The organism is Colwellia meonggei, assembly GCF_057537295.1.
Window position 1 is genome coordinate 39,308 of sequence record NZ_BAAJLZ010000002.1, and the last position, 22,702, is coordinate 62,009.

Sequence of the window (22,702 nt, forward strand, 5' to 3'; positions counted from 1 at the left end):
CCTCTTTAAACACTATTTAATAATTTAGCCAGTTCAACCAGCTAAGGTTATTAATTAAAGTGCTACGATGTTCTCAGCTTGAGGACCTTTTTGACCTTGAGTTACAGTGAACTGTACTTTTTGGCCTTCAGCAAGAGTTTTGAAACCGTCGCCAGAGATTGCAGAGAAATGTGCGAAAACGTCTGGACCAGATTCTTGCTCGATGAAACCGAAACCTTTAGACTCGTTGAACCATTTTACTGTACCAGTAGTTGTATTAGACATTTGTATTATCCTATTTATTCGTAATTGATGCCTTAAATAAGGCGGTTTTCCAGGAAGTGTTGCTATTACTTATTAAACAGGACGAGCTACTGATATAACTTCGAAACTTTGTACATAAATATAGGTCTTACTTTCTAGCTGAATTGGATTCTATCGATTTTCCGCCAAGAGTCAAGCCGTTTCGCATAAAAGTGGCTATTCTACTGAGAAATAATTTTTTGTCGGTGAAATTCTTATTAAATGCCCTTATAACCTGTCTAGCTAGTCAACAAATAGCTAACAATAGCAGTAACTAATCACGAGCTTTAACTTTCACTTTATTGTTGGTGTCGCGGCTTGATTTGATTAAGTCATCTCCCTTCTCAAGTGTGGATGATTTAGCTAAGCGATCATAAAGTAACACGTTAACACTGGCAGCTAAATTCATGCAACCAACGGTTGGTACGTAAACTACAGCATCAGCTTTATCAATTACCTCCTGAGCAATGGTACCGTCTTCTGGGCCAAAAATATAAAGGACGTTATCTGGGTGTTGAAAATCAGGTAAAGCAATAGCGCCTTCAACTAAATCGACACAGACGATTTTTTGTTCCGAAGTCACGCTTGCAACTAACGACTCAACGCCAGTTAATGGTATTTTACTCGACGCATCTTTAGTATCAGTATGAAACTTTGCCGCACGTGCATATCGTACACCGGTATAACGTACTTCATTCGCTTGGTAACAACCAGCAGCCCGCATAACGGCGCCAACATTTGATGGACTTTTAGGGTCAGTTAAACCAATAACAACATGTTCATTTTTCATTTATAGCTACGCTCAGCACTTCAAAAAATATTTCGGCGCAATTTTGCGCTGCATTCAATGAGACTACAAGAAAATTATTAACAACAATTAAAAGTGCAGCCCTTTAAAGTAAAAACCGAACAGTATTATTGCCATATTTCTGCTAGCATCATGCTTAACTTTCAAATACCTACCGTAATAACAGGTTGTTAATATGATAATTAAAACAAAAATAAGCAAAAAGATTTTTGCCACACTACTATGCTGTTTTTCAGCGGCAACTCTCGCAAGTGATGCGCCACTAGTGTCAATTGCCAGCCATGACGACTTTTTTGCCAACATTAGGATGTATTGCGGCAAAGCTTTCCAAGGAAAAGTAACTGTCGACAATGCCAAAAGTGATGGCTTTAATAATAAAGCATTGATAATGCATATAAGAAAATGCAGTAATAGCCAATTAGAAATTCCATTTCACGTTGGTGATGATGCTTCGAGAACTTGGATAATAACTAAAACAGGCTCTGGGTTGTCGTTAAAACACGATCACCGCCATGAAGATGGTAGCCATGACGAAACAACTATGTATGGTGGTCACACTAACGACGCAGGTTGGGCGCAAGTACAATCATTTCCAGCCGATGAGTATTCTAAGCAATTGTTTGTCAAAACAGGTATCCCACAGTCGGTAGGAAATACCTGGCAAATGTTCATTTATCCAGAGAAATTTAGTTATCGCTTAATTCGCCAAGGCAGAGAGTTTAGAGTTGATTTTGATCTAACAAAAGCAATCACCCCACCTGCGCCGCCGTGGGGCTATAGCGATAAATAGAGCCTTGCACTAATAATATGGCCGTTTACTACGAAAAGGCGACATAAATATTTACAACTATCTTCTTTAATTTTCTTGTTAATAACGGAACTATAAAATGACGTCTTAGTCCAAAGCTAAGTCGTTATTTTATTAAAGTATTTATAAGGGAGTAGAATGAGAAATACACTTGCTAACTTTTTCAAAGAAAATAAATCACTACTGATATTTATCAGTTTAATGCTAGTGTTTCGCAGTGCCGTAGCCGATTGGAATGATGTACCTACAGGCTCGATGAAGCCAACGATTGTTGAAGGCGATCGAATTTTTATCAATAAAATGGCCTACGACTTAAAGGTTCCTTTCAGCCAACAAACAATAGTTAAATTTGCCGACCCTATTCGTCATGACATTGTTATTTTCGAGTCTGCTGCCGCAAATAAACGACTAGTGAAAAGAGTTATCGGCGTCCCTGGTGATGTGATTTCAATGAATAAAAACCAATTAGTCATTAATCAGCAACACGCAAGCTATAAAGTTATTGCGCGCGAAAAAGACTTCGTGCTAACTGAAGAAAGCGTAGCAGGTGAAAGCCGCTTAATTCGCACTAGAATTCCGGTAGGTCAACATAACTATTCTGCAATGACCAGCTTTAAGGAATTCACTGTTCCAGAAGGATTTTATTTAGTGATGGGTGACAATCGAGATAATAGTGCTGACTCACGCGCTATCGGTTTAATGCCAAGAGAAGAGGTTATAGGACGTTCTAATAAGGTGGCATTTTCACTTGATTATGAACAATATTTATTGCCACGTAGCGAACGCTTTTTAAAAGCAATATAATGCCAATAAATGGTAGTAAAAAGCCCAATTTAATTGGGCTTTTTCATACTTATCAATCTAGGTATCGTTAACGAGTTAAGCTTTGCCACTGTTTTATCGCCTCTTGGTGCCCATTTTTTGCTTTAATGTATAAGTTAAGCAAACGTATTTCATGACATTGCTTTTCTTCCGTTGGCTGTGCTAATACTTCAATCAAAGAAATACCAGAGCGATTCAAACTTGCTTTAAAGCACTCTGTAAATTCACTCACGGTATCTATGGTTACTGCATAACCTTGATAGCCTTGAATTACTTGGTGAACATTAAAACGCTCATCATTACAGTGATAAATTTCATTATCGCCGCTTTTACCAAGGTGGAAAATATTATTGCGCATATAAACAATCGTGACATCGGTATTGTCCTTTAAGAAATGAATGAGTTCATTTAGCTGAAAATGAAAACCTCCATCACCTATGATCACAACCGCCCTTTCATCTTTATTATTATCTTGAATACGCTGAGCAACAACGCGAGCATAAGGTAACGCCGTTCCCATGGCGCCATACCAAGGGTTAGTCAGCCAGCCTCTGCCAGTTGACGGTTTCTTAACCTTTAAACTGTAACTGGTAAAATATGAATTACCGACTTCGGGCAAATAAACCAAACTTGTAGTTACGTCGCGTTGAACTTGATTTAAGGTTTGTGCCAAGTTATTAAAATCAACTTTCTGTTGTTCATCAAGTTCTTTAGTCAATTCAGGTGCCGCTGTAAAATCAAAAACCTTGTTATGACGCAATAATAGTAGCTGAAATATCTCGACCAAATCTTGCTCTAATAAGGTACTGCCTTTAAGTACGGTTTTATTTTTAAAGATTTCAATTTTATGAGTATCAGTGGCAAAAGCAATATTGCAGTCTTGCGGTAAAATACTACTGGCAACATCGATAACATAGTCGACCTGATTCTCGATGTAGTCACGACGTATGGTTTGCGTGAAAACACCGTTGTAAGCACCTAAACACAGCGGCTCAAATTCATCAAAAACCCCCTTAGCAAACCAGCTTGTTGCGTATGGAATATTAAATTCATTGGCAAATTCAATAATCAGCCGCTGTAAGGTTTTATTGTGCTTTAACTTATCACCTAAATACAGTAATGGTTGCGATGCGGTTACTAGCTTGTCAATGATCGCATCAACGACTAAATCTGCGCCAGATAACACATGTTCACAGCCACATATTTCACCAATGGTTTTAGGCAATTGAATAGGTTGCGTTTTTTGAAATACTTGATCGCGAGGTACCTCGATAAATACCGGCTGTTTTGTTTTATATGCATGAGCAACGAGCTGATAAAAACGCTCGCCTGCAACATTAGGGTGACCTAGTGCTCTTTGCCCTTGAAGACGCTCAACTTTAACACCCAACGCGGCAAAAGCATTTAACGCATTATCGTATTCCGTTTTCCAAGCCGTATTCGGGTGCAAAGTATGATGAATAGCCAATTTATCAACTTCAGCTTCAGCTGGCGCCCCTGAAATAAAAACCACCGGCAAACCTTCTGTTACTGCAAGTGCTGCCGCTGACGTACAAGGTAAGCTGCCAACCATATAGGTAGACAAACAGAAACCTATACCATCAACTTCTGCTTTGGCACAGGCAGAAAACCCAGCATGCATTTCGTTGCTTGAAGGGCAAATAGGTACTTTAGGTGCTATGGCTGCAATTAAATTAGCCGCAAAATCACCACCAATACCATATATACGCTCAGCGCCAAACAGCTGAATTACATCAGTTATAACCTCACCTAAGCTAGGTAAACTTTCACTGTACGCTTTACCTAAATTCATTTCGTATGAAATTGACACCAATCGTCCTTAACTACATATTTTCAAAGAATGGCGACTTTACTAAGAATAGGCATATCAACAGCTGATCAAGATCATGTTTCTAGCAGCCACAGCTAAACCAAAGCTATTTAATTTGGTAGTAAATGTTTACAGGGCCTGTAAATTATTAATATTTTTACAGTATATAAAGCTAAGGTTAAGTTTTACTCTTTTCTGTGGTTGCATCCTCGCTAACCAAGCTGTTTTGCGCACCAAGTGTCAATTAAACGCCTTGAAATAGACTCTTTCCTTGGTAATTTTTTCCCATCAGTTTCATCTCCCCACTCACCAAAGTTTTGCAATTGTTCAGCCGTAAACCAAGCAGCGCTGCGTAATTCCTCTTCTTCTAAAGTGATTTCCATGCCGCTAGCTTGAGCAAAAAAGCCAAGCATTAATGAATTTGGAAATGGCCAAGGTTGCGAACCAAAGTGTGTTATTTTCTTGGTTTCAATGCCAACTTCTTCTAGCACTTCTCTGTGCACAGCCTCTACTAATGACTCTCCTGGGTCTACAAAACCAGCCAATGTTGAGTAAACTTTATCTGATATCCTATGATGTTCAGCAAGTAAGCAAAGTGCGGGTCCCTGCTTAGGTTGATACTCAACCAACATTATGACTGCAGGGTCAGTTCGAGGGAACTGCTCAACTTGGCATTCAGGATTTAAACACTGTCGTCTATGACCACCGTCTAACGACTGTGTTTTTGTACCACAAGTACCGCAAAACATCGCACTTTGTTGCCAATGAATAAGCGCTTTTGCATAGCCAAGTATCGCCGCCTGTTCCTGACTCAACATTGAAATTGAATGTCTAAAATCAATAAACTTAGCATCATTACAGCATAAGCAATGGAAAAGCTTTGCTAACCAGCGACTAATCTCATCATCATTAAGAGCCGACATATCATAAACAAAATGCCCTTTATCTTGCTCTAAGCCCAAGAAAATTAAATTAAATTCGGCTCTCTCTATCAATGACAACAGTTCAGTTTCACCTTGATATTGAGCTTTACTAAAAGAAAATAAGCTCTTATCTAGGTAGAGAAGTTTATTTTGATAAAAGAAATAAAAACAACTGCTATCTGCCGATATTTTATCGCTCAGCCATTGTTGATTTTTTCTTAGGTGACTTGCTCGCTCAAGCGGCATATTACAAAACGTTAATTCAGAATTCATAGAGCTTCCCTTACTTATCTAGCGATAGTTCAAATATGAGCTGCCACTGTTTTGCCCACTGCCCCAATGGAGCAATAACCTCAAATAGCTGCAAACCAATAGGCGTTAATTGATAACCTTGCAAGTGTTTTTCCAGTAAATGGGTTTGTTGTAATTCTTTCAAACGATTCGTTAATAGCGTTGGCGAAATATTTTCGCAATGCTGTTGTAACTCGCTAAAGCTCAATGGCCCTTGGCGTAACTGCCAGATAATGCCTAGTGCCCATGTTCGCCCAAGTAAATCAAGCGCAGCCATAATTGGCTTTCCTGTTTTGGAGCCTCTAACGGGATTTCCCGGAATAGGTAATGCCATACCTTCCTCTCTACTGAGTTCTGAATTAAAACCAAGTTTCCACTTAGTGAAAGTGTAATTAATTAACTAACTACACCTCCACTACAAAATCAGTAGTAAACTACATAAAATGTAGTTACGTGACAAGCAGTTTTAATCAAACGATTCATTAACAGCTGAATGCACCATTAGAGTTAGACGATTATAAATTAACCTTTGAACGTAACGACTTGGTTTGCCCTTTTCTCTTTTTATTATCAACTCGGCGCTTTTGTGAATTACGTGTCGGTTTAGTTGCGCGGCGAGCTTTTTGCACAACCATTGCCGCTAAAATAAGTTCTTTTAACCTTTTCAGTGCGTCATCTTTATTTTGATCTTGGGTGCGAAAAGATTGCGCTTTAATAATAACAACGCCGTCTGCAGTTATACGGCTATCTTGCAACCGCAATAATCTCTCTTTATAAACAGTCGGTAATGATGATCGTTTAATATCAAAACGCAAATGAATTGCGGTCGCAACCTTATTTACTCGCTGTCCTCCGTTCCCCTGAGACCTAATAGCATTTAATTCAATTTCCCATTCAGCTAGGGTGAGGTTATTTGAAATCTCTAACATAATGTATTGCGGCGTTGTATTTACTTATTGATAACTGAACCATTATAAACCAATCATTAGCTTTTAAGATAACAGGCAATAAAAAAGGAGGCATTTGCCTCCTTTTCATAGAATATAATCGCTTAATTTAAGTTCATTTCTTGAACACGTTCATGGGCAATTTCCGGCGCGGTTGTTGCCGGCTTGCTATGTAAATTCGCCTTTAATAAACCTTTTCTATGCTTTAATGCTGCATCTAGTTTTTTTGCAGCGGCAGCAATTGCTGGGTACATTACAGCATCGTTCGCTGACGCTGAAATTCGGCCACCTTCATAGGTAGTACGTAACTCGACATTATGCTTACTATGCTCGTGCGATAAAATAACATCTAAAGAAATTAATGTTGGAAAGTGTGTCGCTATTTTAGAAAACTTTTCATTGATATGTTCTTTGATTGAATCGGTGATATCGACATGGTGACCTGAAAGATTTATTTTCATAGATATTCCTTTTTATTGGTAACTCTCTATCAATACTTGGGTCTAAACCTTAAAAACGCAAGTTAAACAGGTTAATTTTTCAATTTAATTGTTATTTATATGAATTGAAGCAAACTTTTTAAATGTCATAAAATTTGTCATATGACAAATTAAACCTATCAAATAATATAATATTCTGTTCACTTTCCTCTAAGCTTATGTTTTTATTAAAGCTAAATCCTAGCCGAGTTAAAAGAGCTACTGAGGCGTCATTATCACTAAGTAATCTTAATTTAATCGCTGTACTTCTAAAATCATTTATCTGTTCATTTACGGTCGTAAACGCATTTAAGTTTCCTGACACGCTATTTTGAAAAATAAAATTTACAATTAATTTTCTTAAAAGCTCAAAACAATACGAGCATTTTTGAAAATGATTCGGTTATAATCGCAGATATATTTATACTTAATTTTTACCAGTTAAAGAGATTCCTGAATGTTTGATGATATACGACCTTATCGAGATGATGAGGTAGCGGCAGTAATCGAAAAATTAATTAATGAAAAAGACTTACAGGCATCTATCGCCAGCTTAAAGCTAGCAAAGTTATATCAATTCGCGCCAAGCCTTGCTTGCTCGATTGTAAAATGGTCTTTAAAGTTTCGTGCGCAAAAGTTTCATAACATTGAACAAATTCAAATCGAAGTGGCCAAATACCTTCATCACTTAATTAAAAAAAGTACTGACGGTTTTAGCTTTAGCGGCATTGAGAATATTGATACCTCAAAGCCGGCACTCTTTATTAGTAACCACAGAGATATTGTTTTAGATGTAGCTCTAGTTAACTTAGCGTTATACAAAAACGGCATTAGTACCGTTGAGGCCGCCGTAGGTGATAATTTATTACATCAACCTTGGGTTGCTGATTTAATGCGTATTAACAAAAGCTTTATCGTTAAGCGTAATGAAGAAAATAAACGCGCCATGTTAAAAGCTTCAAAACAATTATCTGCTTATATTCATGACACTGTTGCCAACCGCCAGCAAAATATTTGGATTGCACAACGCGAGGGCCGAGCAAAAGACGGTATTGATAAAACCAATGCAGCTTTAATTTCTATGTTACTGCTTAATAAAGATAAACAAACCCCCATTGCAGAATATTTAGAACAATTAAACATTGTACCGGTTTCAATTTCTTACGAGTTTGACCCTTGTGATAACGACAAAGCCATCGAATTGGCAGAAAAAGAAGCAACAGGTAATTATGTTAAACAAGAAGGCGAAGATTTAAAAAGTATCACCCAAGGCTTAGTTGGTCAAAAAGGTCGGGTACATATTGAATTTTGCCAAGCAATTAAAGGCGACTTTGCCGACAGTAAAGCAATTGCTGCGGAAATAGACAAAGAAATAATCAGCAACTATAAACTTTACGATAGCAATTTAGTTGCCCATGCAACGTTAAACAGAGAACAAGCGGATAGCTCAGTTCTTGAACAATTAAACCAACGCATGGAAAACTTAACCGCCGAACAAAAGCACTGGTTATTAACGATGTACGCGAACCCTGTTTCAGCCAAACAAGCTCTTTAAAAAAACAACATTAATAAAAACAAAAAAAGCCGTATTTTTTAATACGGCTTTTTACTTTCAAGCTATTAAAGCTAAGGTTGACACATTGCATTTAACTTTGCACTTGCTAAGCTAGTTAGAAAAATTAAAAATACATAACAACTGCATGAACTTAACATCAATTACGGACCATCAATGTTTGCCACATTCAAACCCTCATTCGCTGTAATACTTTGCTTTGTTATCAGTGCTTGTTCCAGTATTCCGTTAACAACACTACTGAAGTTTTCAAGTTATGATGAACAAGAGTTACTCAAGCTAAAGCCAAAACAAATTAGAGCAAAACTAACGGTAAATAGCTTTCTTAATATTGATTTAGTTAACACTAAACTAGGCGTAACAATTAAAAACAACAATGGAGATCTCGCCCTTGAATTTCCATTAAAGCAAATGAGTTTAAGCCAAACACCAGCAAAAATTAGCTTTTTTTCATCAACGCCTGCTAGCCAAACTTATCTGTTAAAACTCTCAGATAAAGCCATTGCAGACTTTATAGAATTACAGCAACAGCTAACGTTATCTGAAAAAAATACATTTGGCTTGTCCGTTGCTGCAAAATTAGAACGTAACGAGAATTTAAGTCCAGAGCAAAAAGCGCAGCGCTTATTTATGACCATAGAATTGAAATTGAGCGAGCAACAAGATTTTTTTACTTTGATAGATAATGCCGAAATAAGTGATATGAGTTCGAGTAACTAAGCTAAAAATTTGGTCTGCTTAAAAGTGATAAGTACAAAAAAAGAGGCTTTCGCCTCTTTTTATTTTTCAAAATTATATTGGTAAAAAACTAGCCTTGTTATAAAGATTCTGCGTATGTTCGAGCTTTCGCTAAATCTTCTGGGGTATCAACCCCCTCAACAGCTAAACGAGTATTCGCTACTGCAACATGTATTTTCTCACCCTGCCATAGCACTCGTAATTGCTCTAATGACTCTATTTGTTCTAATTGACTCGCCGGCCATTGCACGTAATCTTTAATAAAACCAGCACGGTAGGCATAAATGCCAATATGACGTAAATAGAAATCACCAATATCGGTAATATTATCGTTATTTAAAAAGCGCTCACGATCATATGGAATTGTAGCTCTACTAAAGTACAGCGCATAACCATTTTTGTCACATAACACTTTAACTGCGTTAGGGTTTAATGCTTCGTTAACATCGTCAATGGTCATTGCCAGTGTTGCCATACGTGCCTGATTTTGGCTCGATAGATTCTCGGCAACTTGTGCTATATTTTCAACTGGAATAAAGGGTTCATCACCTTGAACATTTACAATAACTTGTTGATCAGAAAACTGATACGTTTCCATCACCTCCGCTAAACGCTCAGTACCTGATTGGTGATCGGCGCGAGTTTTACATACTTCCCCACCAAAGCTTTTTACTACTCGTGCAACTTCATCGTTGTCAGTTGCAACAATAACTTGTTCTGCGCCACTGGCTTTCGCTTTTTCAACAACCCACTGGATCATAGGTTTGCCGGCTATATCGGCCAGTACCTTTCCTGGTAATCGTGAAGATTCAAATCTTGCAGGAATTACTACCACAAATGACATAAAAACCTCATTAAGTTTTATTTGCTGAATTAACTAAGCATCATTATCTGTAATACGGCGAGCTTCGCTCTCCAACAATACAGGAATATCTTTGTCGATAGCAAAAGCTAAGCGGTCAAATCTGCAGATCAACTCTTGTTGCTCTTTGTTGTGCTCAAGCTTTCCTTTACATACCGGGCAGGCAAGAATTTCCATCAATTTCGTATCAAACGCCATAATTATCTCTCTTAATTTTCTATTACTTGCTCAATGTTACTTTCATTAAGCGTCAATTTTCTTCACTGTTTTCTTACTTCTATTCAAGCGCGACTATTTCGAGTTAATGCAATAATGTCATTAACCACGTTATCTATTAATTTACTTTCTTCATCACCGATGAAATCAGCATCTACAGGTAAATACCAACAGTGGCTGTCAGCAAAACTTGCACACTTTACCGCATCTTTTTCTGTCATCAATAACGGTATATCATCACTAAATTTCTGTAAATCTGAAGCTGAGAATGCTTGATGATCAATAAAACCCTGACTTTGCGCTAACGTTAATCCCAATTGCTCTAAAGTTCTAAAAAATCGCGATGGGTCACCAATACCCGCAAGCGCATTTACACGTTTATCAGCTTGTAGTTCTTCATTGATAAAAGATGATAACGTAATACGCTCACCACTTTTAATGTTAACTACATGTGTTGCCGATAATTGCATATTAACAATAGGCAATGTTAACGAATCAAAATCTATTGGTGAATTTGTTTTACCATTAACGATAACGCAATTGGCTTGTAACATTCGCTGCTTTGTTTCACGTAACGGCCCGGCAGGAAGCAAAAGGCCATTACCAAAACCACGCTTACCATCAACAACAACAAACTCAAAATCTCGTGCTAGACGATAGTGCTGTAGGCCGTCATCAGCAATAATAATCTCACAACCTTGTGCTATCAATAACTCACAACCTTTAATGCGATCAGCACCAATAACAACAGGTATGCCTGTGCGTTGGAATAGCAATAACGGTTCATCACCTGCTTGTTCAGCACCACTTTCAGTGCTTATTTGATATGGATAATAAGGTGCTTTTGAACCATAACCACGACTCACTACCCCCACTTTTAGCCCTTGCTGTTTTAATTTCTCAACCAAATATAAAGCGACGGGGGTTTTACCATTGCCACCAATACCAATGTTACCAACAACCACAACAGGCACCGACACTTTAATTGACTTCAGCAAACCAATTTTAAAAGCCAAACGTCGAAATGCCGTTATAACAGCAAAAATCAAAGTCAATGGCAGTAACAAAGGTACTAGCAGCCACTTAGCAGCATGTTTATGAAACCAAACTTTTTCAATTAAACGCATATTTCATACCGTATAGGTATCATAAATTGGCCACAGATATAGCAAATATAATTATCACACTATGCGCCAAACTGAAATTTATGTAATTGAGCATATGCACCATCTTGTGCTAATAACGTAGGGTGATCGCCCTGTTCTTTAATTTGACCTTGTTCCATAACAATTATTTTATCAGCATTTTCTATAGTCGATAATCTATGTGCAATAACAATACAGGTTCTATTTTTCTGTAAAACATTTAACGCATCTTGAATATGGCGTTCTGATTCAGTATCTAATGCACTCGTTGCTTCATCTAAGATCAAAAATGGAGCGTCACACAGTAATGCTCGGGCGATGGCGACACGTTGACGTTGACCACCTGAAAGCATCGCACCATTATCACCAATATTGGTATCAAGGCCATCTGGCAACCCTTCTACAAATTCCATAACATGAGCTTTACGGGCGGCACTTTCAATTTCTTCACGTGAAGCATCAGGTTTTCCGTAAGCAATATTATTAGCGATTGAATCATTAAAAAGCACGACTTGCTGTGAAACATAAGCAAATTGTTTACGTAAGTCCTTTAATTTGTAATCAACTATATTCTTGCCGTCGATCATCACCTTACCGGTAGTCGCATCATAAAAACGTAATAATAGTGCACTGGCTGTCGACTTCCCGCTGCCAGAGCGCCCAACTAATGCAACCGTTTCACCAACATTGGCAGAAAAACTTAAATTTGTTAGTGCTTGCTTTTCGTCGCTTTCATTATAAGAGAAATTAACGTCTTCAAACGCCAGTGTGCCTGTTGCTCGCTCTAAAGCAATAGTGCCGGTGTCTAGTTCAACCTTTTGATCAAGTACGGCGAAAATACTCACACTTGCTGCCATGCCTTTTTGAAACTCACTGTTAACTGTTGTTAACAGTTTTAAAGGTCTTAACAGTGTCACCATACACATTAGCACTGTCATAAATACACCTGCGGAAATTTCCTCACGCATTGAGTCTAAATTGGCAACATATAACACAAACGCTAAAGCAAACGAGGCAATAATTTGGATAATGGGAACACTAGCAGACTTAGTTGCAACAAGCTTCATACGTTGCTGACGGTTATGTTTATTAATATGAGAAAAACGCTCAAACTCTCGTTGCTGACCATCAAAAGTTAACACCACTTTGTGACCATTAAATGTTTGCTCTGCAGCAGACGTAACCTCACCCATTGCCCCTTGAATATTTTTGCTCACGGTACGAAAGCGGCGAGAAACAACTGTCACAATACCGGCAATAACGGGGGTAATAAGTAAAAATATTGAAGCGAGTTGCCAGCTGTTATAAAACATTACAATTAATAAACCGAGTACAAAAGCACCTTGCTGTACTAAGGTTAATAAGGCTTTTGACACAGCACTAAGCACTTGTTCAGTATCGAAGGTTAATTTTGAAATCAAACTCCCAGTAGACTCTTTGTCATGATAAGACACTGGCATCGACATAATATGCTCAAATAACTCTTGGCGAATATTCGCAACAACATTATTCCCTAGCCACGCTAAAGTGTAGTTACCAGCAAAATGACAAATGCCACGTAGAATAAACATCACAACAATGAAAAAAGGTGCCCACTTCATAAATGTTGGGTCTTGGCCGTCTAAACCGTGATCAATTAATGGCTGAAGTTGAGAAAAAACAAAACTATCAATGGCGGCATAACCAAGCATGCCCAATATAGACACAATAGCTACCGCTTTATAAGCTTTTGCATAAGCCAATAGCCGTCTGAAATTTTTACCATTATGTTTATCTGTTGTCGTAGATGATGATGTTTTCGACATTTATGCTCTCAATGAGTTACCAAACGATATAATTTTGATTTGCAGGAGTATTTTAGCGTTATTTTGCCCGGCAACCAACTTATAAACTGCTATTGCTCAATTATAGTGGCGTCAAATCATTAAAAATCAATCTTTAGCGGTTAATTTACAAACCAATAAGGCTTGATATCTCCGCGAAAGGTCAACGGCTTTATCTCTAATTTGTCAAAAACTAAAGTCACCATACCTAATTCTGCAGTATTGAAGGTTTTGATATTTTGCTGTTGATAACGTTGACGAATTTCCTCTGATGGCATGTGCCACTGGTTTAAATAGCCACTACTAAAAACCGCATAACTAGGAGCAACCGTAGCTAAAAAGCGATTGCTTGATGAAGATTTCGAGCCATGATGTGGTGCAATTAAAACATCACTAACAAGTTTATCCTTAATTTCTAATTTATTTACCAGTGCCCGCTCTTGCTTTGCAGATATATCACCAGGTAATAGCACTCGATGAAAACCGTCAGAAATAGCAACAACACAAGAGTCGTCATTCTTATCCCCCACAACTTGCTCTGGCGATAACATTTCAAAACGTAACCCTTGCCAAGTAAAGCTTTCTCCAAACAAACAATGCTGGTCAGGACTTAAGGAGTTATCATTGGCGATCACTTTGGCAATATCAAGATGTTGACGCAATACCGATAAGCCACCTGCGTGATCATTGTCGTTGTGGCTAATAATGATGCCATCGATAGCATCATAACCGTTATGTTTTAAATAAGGTAAAATCGCCGCTTGTGCCAAATTAAAGCCACTTGGATACTTTGCACCGGTATCATAAAGAAAAACTCGTTGATTTTTTTCAATAATAACAGCTAAACCATGCCCAACATCTAACACTGATAATTGCCAACTATCCTCGCTTTGACGCATAAATAAAGTCAATGAAATAACAACAGCCGAAGCACTTACAATAATTACGATAACAAACTTATTCAAACGAAAATATACAACCGAGAAAAGGCTGAAGATAACGAAGTAAAGTAAGGATAAACTGTCAAAAGAAATACTCCATTGCGGCCAAGTAAATTGGCTAAGAAACGTTAACCATTGCCAAATAAGTTCCATGCTTGAATGAGCTAGATACAAAAATAGCTGACTTAACATGTCATTTATCGGCGCACTAAGTACTGAAAATAGCATCAAAGGAATGGTTGTTACGCTCATTAACGGTACGGCAATTATATTGGCAAAAAACGCCAACAGCGGCAGTTGATAATTTAGCAAGGCAGCAATAGGTAACATAGCAATAGTTAGCGCAAATTGAACAATCAATAACGACTTAACCCACAGATAACCTCTTTGCTTAATATTCGCTAAAAATTCTAAGACAACCAGTTTTCTCTTAGTGGTAGATATTGCATCACTAGTTTCAGTAAATATTTTGCTAGTCTCATTTACTTTATCACTGGCTACTTTTGTTAAAAGGCGCGAAGAAGTAATAAAAATGATGGCTAACGCTGATACCGACAACCAAAAGCTGGCACTAAGTAAACTTAGTGGCCAAAATAGCAAAATGATCAGAATAGTTAGAAGTAGCCAACGAATTAATGAGACATTAATAGCCGATAACTTTAATAGCCAAAAAAGTAATAACATTACTAGAGCTCGTAATGTTGGAATAGAATAGCCTGCTAAATATGCGTAATACCAAGCAATACCACAGCTAAATAATATAGGGAAATACTTAACGTTAGCAGCCATAAGCTTTATTTGTTGCCTGCTTATTAACAATTTATGCAACGGCAGCATTCTAAGTAACCCGCGTGCAAGAATGAAACTAAAGTACGCTACTATGCCTATATGTAAACCTGAGATTGCGATTAAATGTACCGTCGCAGTTGCTGACAATACCTGCCATTGTGCAGCAGTTAGCTTTCCGCGCTCGCCAAAACCAAGCGCTATAAGCACACCCTGCATAGGCTTTTTAGCAAGTGACTCAGTAAATTTTTGATACAGCTTTTGGCGCCAAGCAATATTACTGGACAGTAAACGATTATTGCGCGTGCCACTTTTCTTAATACTCTTAGCAGTATCTTGCTTAACATAGCCAGTGGCGACAATACGATTATGCATTAACCAAACTTGATAATTAAAGCCTCCTGTATTTGCTAAACCGTGCGCGGGTTTTAATTTGACCGCCAACTGCCACCGTTGGCCTTGTAAAAGTTGCTGACTTGGTTTTTGCCAATTTAATCTAATAACGAACGGCGTATTTAGCTTTTCATTTTGCCAGTGACTCACCATAAAATTAAAGCGATTTGTCGTTTGCTGATGAGTAACAATATTATTTATCGTACCTTTGACAGTGACAACACCTCGAGGTTGTTCAGCTAAATTAATACCATTATTGGCCAGCGTGTTACGTTGATGATTGGCTGACATTAATAACCAGCAACCAGCGAAAATTAATACTGCCAATAGGCGAAGTTGATGAAATCGAAATAGTATGAAAGCAACAGTTAAGATCAAAAACAGTAAAGAAATCTCTGGCACTATTGGTAAGAATAGTGACAAAATAGCGCCAAGAAAAAATGTAAGCAGCCACCATTCCATAGTGATCGATTTCCATTTAGCCAAATTAAGTTAAATAAATTTATGCCCAAAAAAATAATTAAACGCCTGATGCCTGATCATCAAACGATTAAAACCAATAAACATTTACAGATTTTTGGTGATCTATTACATAACGCGAACCTATGGCACCTTAATCGTCGCTCAGTAAGTAAAGCTTTTGCTGTAGGTTTGTTTTTTGCATTTATTCCCGTGCCATTCCAAATGGTTTTATCTGCAGGCATTGCCATTATAGTACATGCAAATTTACCTTTATCGATTGCCCTTGTTTGGATAACTAACCCATTAACTATGCCTGCAATTTTTTACTTTTGTTATTTAGTCGGCACTTGGATTATTGGCGCACCCGCGGGTGAGTTTACTTTTGAAGCAAGTTGGCAATGGGTGGTCGATAGCGTATCAACCATAGGTCCAGCATTTCTGATTGGTTGTGGTGCTTTAGCTGCCATATTCGGTTTACTTGGCTATATCACCATTAATAGTCTTTGGCGTTACTCTGTTGCAAGGGAGTGGCGAAAGCGTCGAGCCAGTAGAGCCCAACAATAAAAAGAAATAAAAAACCAGACCTAGGTCTGATTTTTTATTTAGATACTAGCAACTTAATTTTTATGCTTGTCCAAGCACCTGTGCTGGCTCAACTTTAGTTGCTCGCCACGCAGGATAAATCGTTGCCACTAAACTCATAATTAACGCCGTAACAACGGTATTTATAACGTCCTGTTGGCGAAGCACTGTAGGTAAATAATCGATAAAATAAACATCTGCAGAAAGAAACTGTACGGATAGCGCACTTTCTATAGCACGAATAATATCGGTCAAATTTAAAGAAATTAAAACTCCTAAACAAGCACCTAAAAAACAACCAACAATACCGTTCATGAGCCCCTGGAACATAAAGCTAGTCATTATCGTGCTAGGTTTCGCGCCCATGGTTTTTAATATTGCAATATCTGATTTTTTCTCATTAACCGCCATAATCAAGGTAGAAACAATATTAAAACTTGCTACAGCAATCACTAACACCAAAACAATAAACATCACCATACGTACTAGCTGTATATCGTTAAACAAATGGCCATGACTGCGCGTCCAGTCAATCATATAAACATAAAAATCAAAATTAAAAGCAACATCTCGTACAATTTGTGGAGCAGAAAACACATCATTTACCGCCAGGCGAATCCCTTGTACCTCGTCAGCTTGATAGCCAAGTAATTGCCCTGCCATCGCTAAGTTAATATAACTCTGTGTGTCATCAACAGTGCCACCAAATTTAAAAATACCAACCACATTGGCATGTTGTTTTATCGGTACAGGAAATTGCTGTTTAGCACTATTATTGTTGTTGCTTTTAGATATTGGAGGCAATAATAATTGTACTTTATCACCCACTTTGAGTGATAACTTACGTGCAATACCAGCACCAACAACAATGGCATTTTCTTGCTGTAAATCTTGCCACGTCCCTTCCGTCATATAACGAGAAATAGCCGAAACCTGCTGTTCTAATTGAACATTGACGCCACGAACTTCGACTCCTTTTAACTCTGAACCACGCTGCATCATTCCTTGAGTTTTAATAAATGGCGCAGCAGCAAAAATATTGGGATGTTTTTGCATTTTAGCAACATTTCCTTGCCAATTATCAATGGGTTCGTTCACAGCAATAACCTCACCGTGAGGAACAATAGACAATAAATGTTGAGCTAACGCCCTTTCAAAGCCGTTCATTGCTGAAAGTACAACAATTAGCACCATAACCCCTATTGCAATACCGATAGTAGAAGATGCAGAGATAAACGACGAAAAGCCTTGGTTTTGCCTGCTACGCACATAACGCAAACCAATAAATACACTTAACGGTTTTAACACTTAACTATCCTCGCCATGCGCTAATGTCACATCTAATGTACTTTTCAGCGATTTTAAATGGCCATGATCTAAACGTAATTGTCGATCCATCTTCCCGGCTAAAGTTAAATCATGAGTAACAATAACAAAACTGGTGTTTACTGTTCTATTTAGCTCTTGCAATAACTGATAAATTTGTTCGGCAGTATCAAAGTCTAAATTCCCAGTTGGTTCGTCCGCCAAAATGAGTGAAGGTTTAGTCACTAAAGCTCTGGCAATAGCAACACGCTGACGTTCGCCACCTGATAACTCTGACGGTCGATGATGACCTCTATGTCCTAAGCCAACTTGGGCTAACATTGCTTTCGCTTCTGATAACGCTGCCTTAGGTTTATCGCCACGAATTAATAACGGCATGGCCACATTTTCTTCTGCAGTAAACTCCATCATTAAATGATGAAATTGATATATAAAACCTATGTGTTGATTACGAAATTTAGCTCGTTCTTTCTCTGATAATTGGTGAATATTTACGCCATTAATCAATACTTCACCGGCACTTGGGGTATCTAAAGCTCCTGCTAAATGCAAGAAGGTACTTTTACCACAGCCAGAGCTACCAACAATAGCAACAAGTTCACCTGCTTTTACCGCCAAGTTAAGCTCAGATAACACTGAGGTTTCAATTGAGCCTTGTTGATAAGACTTAGTTAAGTTTTTGCATTCTAAGCCCAGTGCTAAGCTGTTTTTACTTTTATCATCAGTGGTTTGAACATTGTTAGTTGCATTATCTTTTTTCAAGGTACTTTCCATATTCTTTTGACTTACATTGGCTAAACTATTATTCATTTCTGAGCACCTGTGCAGGTTGGGTTTGTGCAGCACGAAAAGCCGGATAAAGTGTTGCAACAAAGCTCATTAATAGCGCCGAGCTTACTATAATAAAAATGTTCATTGGGTCGAGTGCAATTGGCAACTCTTGTCCGCCGCCAAGTAAATTAACGCCGAGTACATTAAATAAAGTGTTTAAATTAAGAGTTAACAAAACCCCAAGTGTAACCCCTAGTACGACACCCCATACTCCATTGGTTAAGCCCTGAGTCATAAATATTTTCACAATACCTAATCGGTCAAGCCCTAAGGTTTGCAAAATACTAATTTCACCTTGTTTATCAATAACCACCATAACCAAAGCTGAAACAATATTAAATGCCGCCACCGCCACAATTAAGCTTAGCATTAGCCACATCATGTTTTTTTCCATACTAACAGCGGCAAACAAAGCCCCTTGGCTTTCCTGCCAGCTAACATAATTATAACTGTTGTACTCTATGCTTAGGTTTTCAATAACACTTAGGGCATTAAACGCATCATGTAAATATAACCTAAGCTGATTAACACCATCGCCTTTTTTGCGATGCAGTTTAGCGCCATCTTTAATATGGATATACACCATTGATTCATCAACTTGAGAACCCACATTAAAAAGGCCAACAACGGTAAAAGTTCTATGAACCGGCACACGCCCCATCGGCGTGAATAATGTTTTGTTAGGTAGCGTTAAGCGAACCGAGTCTCCAAGGCTCACACTAAGCTTTCGTGCTAATGCTTGCCCTAATACAATACCAAAGGGCTTATCTGACAACGAATTAAGATGACCATATTCCATGGCACTTTGAATAATATTATGCTGTTCAAATTCAGGCATAATGCCGTGTACTAAAACACCTTGCAATGCTGACTTCGATTGAATCAACGCTTCACTTTCTTGATAAGGCGTAACAAATTTCACCTCAGGTATTTCACTGATATTCGCTTGTAGCGCCTGCCAGTTATCTAAATGGCCACTTTGTTCAGACATTAGAACATGCGGAACTAAACCTAATACACGTCTTTTTTGCTCTTGCTCTAAGCCATCCATGACTGACACAACCGTTATTAACGAGGCAACACCAAGTACAATACCTATGATAGAAAAAAAAGTAATAAAGGAGACAAATCCCTTACCATGATTGCTACGACTATATCTTAAGCCAATAAAAACACTAACAGGTTGAAACATTAATCCTTTCTTCATTTTAAGTGGCCAAAAGCCAACATTAATTTACCAATGAGCATACCACAGCTTAGAAAAATATTACCGACTTGAGCATTAACTTTTCATCATTTAACGAAAAACAGCCATCAAATAGTTAAAATTTACAATAAAAGCTTTAAACAACAAGAACTGTAGAGCTGTACCCTATTTAAAGCTTTTAAAACAGCACCATCTAACGACTTACATAAAACTCTTAATTAACAATGAATTAATCAATAATCAGCACGTTTGCTATTTGGCTGTAAATTATAAAATACGCGACTAACTTAAGATTATGTAAACAAAGGTTTCATTTCACTAGTAAATAAAGCGGAGAATTATTAATATCAAGGCGTAGAACTATAAAATGACTAAATTGCGAGTATAAAATGAAAACTATAATAACAAGTGCAGTATGCACATCTTTACTGTTTATCGCTGGCTGTAATAACGACACTAGCACAACAGCAGTAACTGAAGCGCCAGTGATGCAAAAAACAGCTTTAGCTTCTGGAATTGATAAAGCAAATATGGACTTATCAGTTCGCCCACAAGATAACTTTTACCGTTATGTTAACGGTGCTTGGTTAAATTCAAATGAAATTCCTGGTGATAAAACGTCGATTGGCTCATTTTACGACTTACGTGATGAAGCAGACGACAACGTAAAAGCTATTATTGAAGAGCTAGCAGCTACTGAAAACTTAAAAATGGGTAGTGACGAGCAAAAGGTTGCTGACTTATTCCGCTCGTACATGAACACAGAAGCGCGTGACGCTGCTGGTATTGCTCCTGTTCAAGCTATTCTTGATGACATTAATGGCTTAAAAGATAAAAATGAATTAGCAACATTTTTTGGTGCTAACCAAAAAATTGGTGTTGGTAGCCCACTAGCGTTCTATATCAGCGTAGATGCAAAAGACTCTACTCGTTACGCCACGCATGTTTGGCAAAGTGGTTTAGGCTTACCTGATCGTGATTACTACTTTAATGAAGCTGATCGCTTCGTAGCCTTACGTGATGGCTATGTTGCTCATATTGAAAACATGTTCAATTTAGCTGGTCTTAAAGATGGGAAAGCCGCTGCACAAAAAATTATGGCGCTTGAAACAAAGCTAGCTGGTTTCCATTGGACTAAAGTTGAATCACGTGACAGTACAAAACGTTATAACAAATTTAACGTTAGCGATTTAAACACTGTAACTGACGCCTTCAACTGGACTGCTTATCTTGAAGCACAAGGCGCAGGTGCACAGAAAGATCTAATTATCAACCAACCTTCATTCGTAAAAGGTTTTGGTGAAACGTTTGCAGACACCTCTTTAGATGACTGGAAAACATACTTAACGTTCCACACGCTTAGTAACTTTGCAAGTTCATTAACTACCGCATTAGATGATGAAAATTTTGATTTTTACTCAAAACAATTAAGTGGTCGTAAAGAGCAACGTCCAATGTGGAAACGTGGTGTTTCTGTAGTAAACAGTAATTTAGGCGAGGTTATTGGTAAAGTATACGTTGGTCGTCATTTTAAGCCTGAAGCAAAAACACGCATGACCCAACTTGTTGAGAACTTACGCGGTGCATACGGCGCAAGTATTGACGAATTAGAATGGATGTCTGATGCAACGAAAAAAGCTGCACATGTAAAATTAGCTAGCTTCGACCCTAAAATTGGCTACCCGAACAAATGGGAAGACTACTCTAAGCTCGTGATCAAAGGTGACGACTTAGTCGGCAATAAAATGCGTTCTGGTATGGTTTCACATCAAAAACAAGTTGATAAACTTGGCGGCCCGATTGATCGTCAAGAATGGGGCATGACACCACAAACGGTTAACGCTTACTACAACCCAACTAAAAATGAGATTGTATTCCCTGCCGCTATTTTACAACCACCATTTTTTAACTTAAATGCAGACGACGCCGTTAACTACGGTGGTATTGGCGCCGTTATCGGTCATGAAATGGGCCACGGTTTCGACGACCAAGGTAGTAAATACGATGGTGACGGAAACTTACGTAACTGGTGGACAGAGCAAGACTTAGCAGCGTTTAAAGTTCGTACTGATGACTTAGTTGCACAATATGATAACTACGCTGTATTCGATGATCTACACGTTAATGGTAAATTAACTTTAGGTGAGAACATCGGCGATTTATCAGGTGTTACTATTGCTTATAAAGCTTACAAAGCATCATTAAATGGTAAAGAAGCAGAAGTTATTGATGGCTTAACTGGCGACCAACGTTTCTTTATGGGTTATGCACAAGTTTGGCGCGTAAAAATGGTTGAAAAATCATTACGTAACCGCGTAGCAACTGACCCGCATTCACCAGGTGAGTTTCGTGCTTTAGGTTCGTTATCAAATATGCCTGAATTCTACGAAGCATTTGACGTAAAAGAAGGTGACGCTATGTACATTGCACCGGAAAAACGTGTAAAAATTTGGTAGCAAAGATAATAGCTATTCGCTAATAATAACTATTTCAAACCATGAAAAATAAAAGGAGCTTCGGCTCCTTTTTTTATTTAGTGTAATTTGTCTTTAAACTGCCTTAGCCAAGAGTTTTCATTGTAAAGCGCCACTGTTAACCGTAAAATCAGCACTAGATTGATATATTT

The 22,702-nt window shown here is 38.0% G+C and carries 21 protein-coding genes; 6 read left to right on the forward strand and 15 right to left on the reverse strand.

From position 1 onward, the window contains the following. Positions 1 to 54: 54 nt before the first annotated feature. Together AC27E9_RS06325 and AC27E9_RS06330 are read right to left on the reverse strand one after the other, a co-directional pair. On the reverse strand, positions 55 to 264 hold the full coding sequence (locus AC27E9_RS06325) for a cold-shock protein (RefSeq protein ID WP_077287100.1): 210 nt from the start codon (positions 262 to 264) through the stop codon (positions 55 to 57). A gap of 292 nt (positions 265 to 556) precedes the next feature. Continuing rightward, positions 557 to 1,072: an RNA methyltransferase gene (locus AC27E9_RS06330; protein WP_487128392.1), complete on the reverse strand. Its 516-nt coding sequence runs from the start codon at positions 1,070 to 1,072 to the stop codon at positions 557 to 559. A gap of 193 nt (positions 1,073 to 1,265) precedes the next feature. Between AC27E9_RS06330 and AC27E9_RS06335 the strand changes: the two genes are divergently transcribed. After that, entirely contained in the window at positions 1,266 to 1,880 is a 615-nt protein-coding gene (locus tag AC27E9_RS06335) for a hypothetical protein (RefSeq protein WP_487128394.1), read from the forward strand. A 156-nt stretch (positions 1,881 to 2,036) separates the two neighbouring features. Then, on the forward strand, positions 2,037 to 2,702 hold the full coding sequence (gene lepB, locus AC27E9_RS06340) for a signal peptidase I (protein WP_487128396.1): 666 nt from the start codon (positions 2,037 to 2,039) through the stop codon (positions 2,700 to 2,702). Positions 2,703 to 2,769: 67 nt separating this feature from the next. Here lepB and AC27E9_RS06345 read toward each other — a convergent pair whose 3' ends face one another. From AC27E9_RS06345 to hpf, 5 genes are all read right to left on the reverse strand, one after another. After that, positions 2,770 to 4,551 (reverse strand): thiamine pyrophosphate-dependent enzyme, encoded by a 1,782-nt coding sequence (locus AC27E9_RS06345; RefSeq protein ID WP_487128397.1) that lies wholly within the window; start codon positions 4,549 to 4,551, stop codon positions 2,770 to 2,772. Positions 4,552 to 4,763: 212 nt separating this feature from the next. Next, a complete protein-coding gene (gene nudC / locus AC27E9_RS06350) occupies positions 4,764 to 5,747 on the reverse strand; it encodes an NAD(+) diphosphatase (protein ID WP_487128399.1) in 984 nt (327 codons plus the stop codon). A 10-nt stretch (positions 5,748 to 5,757) separates the two neighbouring features. Next, positions 5,758 to 6,099 (reverse strand): winged helix-turn-helix transcriptional regulator, encoded by a 342-nt coding sequence (locus tag AC27E9_RS06355; RefSeq protein ID WP_487128401.1) that lies wholly within the window; start codon positions 6,097 to 6,099, stop codon positions 5,758 to 5,760. A 181-nt stretch (positions 6,100 to 6,280) separates the two neighbouring features. Next, the gene (gene arfB, locus AC27E9_RS06360; RefSeq protein WP_487128403.1) at positions 6,281 to 6,694 is read right to left on the reverse strand and encodes an alternative ribosome rescue aminoacyl-tRNA hydrolase ArfB; all 414 of its coding nucleotides are present in this window, start codon (positions 6,692 to 6,694) and stop codon (positions 6,281 to 6,283) included. A 122-nt stretch (positions 6,695 to 6,816) separates the two neighbouring features. Then, a complete protein-coding gene (gene hpf / locus AC27E9_RS06365) occupies positions 6,817 to 7,173 on the reverse strand; it encodes a ribosome hibernation-promoting factor, HPF/YfiA family (protein WP_487128405.1) in 357 nt (118 codons plus the stop codon). Between the two features lie 475 nt (positions 7,174 to 7,648). Between hpf and AC27E9_RS06370 the strand changes: the two genes are divergently transcribed. Both AC27E9_RS06370 and AC27E9_RS06375 read left to right on the forward strand, forming a co-directional pair. Next, complete coding sequence (locus tag AC27E9_RS06370) at positions 7,649 to 8,746, forward strand: 1-acyl-sn-glycerol-3-phosphate acyltransferase (protein WP_487128406.1); 1,098 nt, start codon at positions 7,649 to 7,651, stop codon at positions 8,744 to 8,746. A 174-nt stretch (positions 8,747 to 8,920) separates the two neighbouring features. Then, positions 8,921 to 9,484 carry a hypothetical protein gene (locus AC27E9_RS06375; protein ID WP_487128408.1) on the forward strand — a complete coding sequence of 188 codons (564 nt, stop codon included), beginning with the start codon at positions 8,921 to 8,923 and terminating at the stop codon, positions 9,482 to 9,484. A gap of 97 nt (positions 9,485 to 9,581) precedes the next feature. Here the strand turns inward: AC27E9_RS06375 and kdsB are convergent, their stop codons facing one another. The 5 genes from kdsB to AC27E9_RS06400 form a co-directional block, all read right to left on the reverse strand. After that, positions 9,582 to 10,346, reverse strand: a complete 765-nt coding sequence (kdsB, locus tag AC27E9_RS06380; RefSeq protein WP_487128410.1) for a 3-deoxy-manno-octulosonate cytidylyltransferase — start codon at positions 10,344 to 10,346, stop codon at positions 9,582 to 9,584. Between the two features lie 33 nt (positions 10,347 to 10,379). Next, positions 10,380 to 10,562, reverse strand: a complete 183-nt coding sequence (locus AC27E9_RS06385; RefSeq protein ID WP_487128412.1) for a Trm112 family protein — start codon at positions 10,560 to 10,562, stop codon at positions 10,380 to 10,382. An 83-nt stretch (positions 10,563 to 10,645) separates the two neighbouring features. Further along, complete coding sequence (gene lpxK / locus AC27E9_RS06390) at positions 10,646 to 11,707, reverse strand: tetraacyldisaccharide 4'-kinase (RefSeq protein ID WP_487128414.1); 1,062 nt, start codon at positions 11,705 to 11,707, stop codon at positions 10,646 to 10,648. A 59-nt stretch (positions 11,708 to 11,766) separates the two neighbouring features. Continuing rightward, positions 11,767 to 13,530 carry a lipid A export permease/ATP-binding protein MsbA gene (gene msbA / locus AC27E9_RS06395; protein ID WP_487128416.1) on the reverse strand — a complete coding sequence of 588 codons (1,764 nt, stop codon included), beginning with the start codon at positions 13,528 to 13,530 and terminating at the stop codon, positions 11,767 to 11,769. A 140-nt stretch (positions 13,531 to 13,670) separates the two neighbouring features. After that, positions 13,671 to 16,130: a DNA internalization-related competence protein ComEC/Rec2 gene (locus AC27E9_RS06400; protein WP_487128418.1), complete on the reverse strand. Its 2,460-nt coding sequence runs from the start codon at positions 16,128 to 16,130 to the stop codon at positions 13,671 to 13,673. A 42-nt stretch (positions 16,131 to 16,172) separates the two neighbouring features. Between AC27E9_RS06400 and AC27E9_RS06405 the strand changes: the two genes are divergently transcribed. Next, on the forward strand, positions 16,173 to 16,694 hold the full coding sequence (locus AC27E9_RS06405; protein WP_487128420.1) for a DUF2062 domain-containing protein: 522 nt from the start codon (positions 16,173 to 16,175) through the stop codon (positions 16,692 to 16,694). Between the two features lie 60 nt (positions 16,695 to 16,754). Here the strand turns inward: AC27E9_RS06405 and lolE are convergent, their stop codons facing one another. From lolE to AC27E9_RS06420, 3 genes are read right to left on the reverse strand one after another with little or no spacing between them, the layout of a single operon-like run. Continuing rightward, the gene (gene lolE / locus AC27E9_RS06410; protein WP_487128422.1) at positions 16,755 to 18,020 is read right to left on the reverse strand and encodes a lipoprotein-releasing ABC transporter permease subunit LolE; all 1,266 of its coding nucleotides are present in this window, start codon (positions 18,018 to 18,020) and stop codon (positions 16,755 to 16,757) included. Beyond that, the gene (lolD, locus tag AC27E9_RS06415) at positions 18,021 to 18,848 is read right to left on the reverse strand and encodes a lipoprotein-releasing ABC transporter ATP-binding protein LolD (protein ID WP_487128424.1); all 828 of its coding nucleotides are present in this window, start codon (positions 18,846 to 18,848) and stop codon (positions 18,021 to 18,023) included. Further along, positions 18,841 to 20,061, reverse strand: a complete 1,221-nt coding sequence (locus AC27E9_RS06420) for a lipoprotein-releasing ABC transporter permease subunit (RefSeq protein WP_487128426.1) — start codon at positions 20,059 to 20,061, stop codon at positions 18,841 to 18,843. The genes lolD and AC27E9_RS06420 overlap by 8 nt, the downstream gene beginning before the upstream one ends. Positions 20,062 to 20,465: 404 nt before the next feature. On the opposite strand from AC27E9_RS06420, the gene AC27E9_RS06425 reads away from it, so the two are divergent. After that, positions 20,466 to 22,532, forward strand: a complete 2,067-nt coding sequence (locus tag AC27E9_RS06425) for a M13 family metallopeptidase (RefSeq protein WP_487128427.1) — start codon at positions 20,466 to 20,468, stop codon at positions 22,530 to 22,532. Positions 22,533 to 22,702 lie beyond the last annotated feature (170 nt).

Coding starts and splice junctions, on each gene's coding strand:
- AC27E9_RS06325 (WP_077287100.1), bottom strand. CDS start 264: ATGTCTAATACAACTACTGGTACAGTAAAATGGTTCAACGAGTCTAAA.
- AC27E9_RS06330 (WP_487128392.1), bottom strand. CDS start 1,072: ATGAAAAATGAACATGTTGTTATTGGTTTAACTGACCCTAAAAGTCCA.
- AC27E9_RS06335 (WP_487128394.1), top strand. CDS start 1,266: ATGATAATTAAAACAAAAATAAGCAAAAAGATTTTTGCCACACTACTA.
- lepB (WP_487128396.1), top strand. CDS start 2,037: ATGAGAAATACACTTGCTAACTTTTTCAAAGAAAATAAATCACTACTG.
- nudC (WP_487128399.1), bottom strand. CDS start 5,747: ATGAATTCTGAATTAACGTTTTGTAATATGCCGCTTGAGCGAGCAAGT.
- AC27E9_RS06355 (WP_487128401.1), bottom strand. CDS start 6,099: ATGGCATTACCTATTCCGGGAAATCCCGTTAGAGGCTCCAAAACAGGA.
- arfB (WP_487128403.1), bottom strand. CDS start 6,694: ATGTTAGAGATTTCAAATAACCTCACCCTAGCTGAATGGGAAATTGAA.
- hpf (WP_487128405.1), bottom strand. CDS start 7,173: ATGAAAATAAATCTTTCAGGTCACCATGTCGATATCACCGATTCAATC.
- AC27E9_RS06370 (WP_487128406.1), top strand. CDS start 7,649: ATGTTTGATGATATACGACCTTATCGAGATGATGAGGTAGCGGCAGTA.
- AC27E9_RS06375 (WP_487128408.1), top strand. CDS start 8,921: ATGTTTGCCACATTCAAACCCTCATTCGCTGTAATACTTTGCTTTGTT.
- kdsB (WP_487128410.1), bottom strand. CDS start 10,346: ATGTCATTTGTGGTAGTAATTCCTGCAAGATTTGAATCTTCACGATTA.
- AC27E9_RS06385 (WP_487128412.1), bottom strand. CDS start 10,562: ATGGCGTTTGATACGAAATTGATGGAAATTCTTGCCTGCCCGGTATGT.
- lpxK (WP_487128414.1), bottom strand. CDS start 11,707: ATGCGTTTAATTGAAAAAGTTTGGTTTCATAAACATGCTGCTAAGTGG.
- msbA (WP_487128416.1), bottom strand. CDS start 13,530: ATGTCGAAAACATCATCATCTACGACAACAGATAAACATAATGGTAAA.
- AC27E9_RS06400 (WP_487128418.1), bottom strand. CDS start 16,130: ATGGAATGGTGGCTGCTTACATTTTTTCTTGGCGCTATTTTGTCACTA.
- AC27E9_RS06405 (WP_487128420.1), top strand. CDS start 16,173: ATGCCCAAAAAAATAATTAAACGCCTGATGCCTGATCATCAAACGATT.
- lolD (WP_487128424.1), bottom strand. CDS start 18,848: ATGAATAATAGTTTAGCCAATGTAAGTCAAAAGAATATGGAAAGTACC.
- AC27E9_RS06420 (WP_487128426.1), bottom strand. CDS start 20,061: ATGTTTCAACCTGTTAGTGTTTTTATTGGCTTAAGATATAGTCGTAGC.
- AC27E9_RS06425 (WP_487128427.1), top strand. CDS start 20,466: ATGAAAACTATAATAACAAGTGCAGTATGCACATCTTTACTGTTTATC.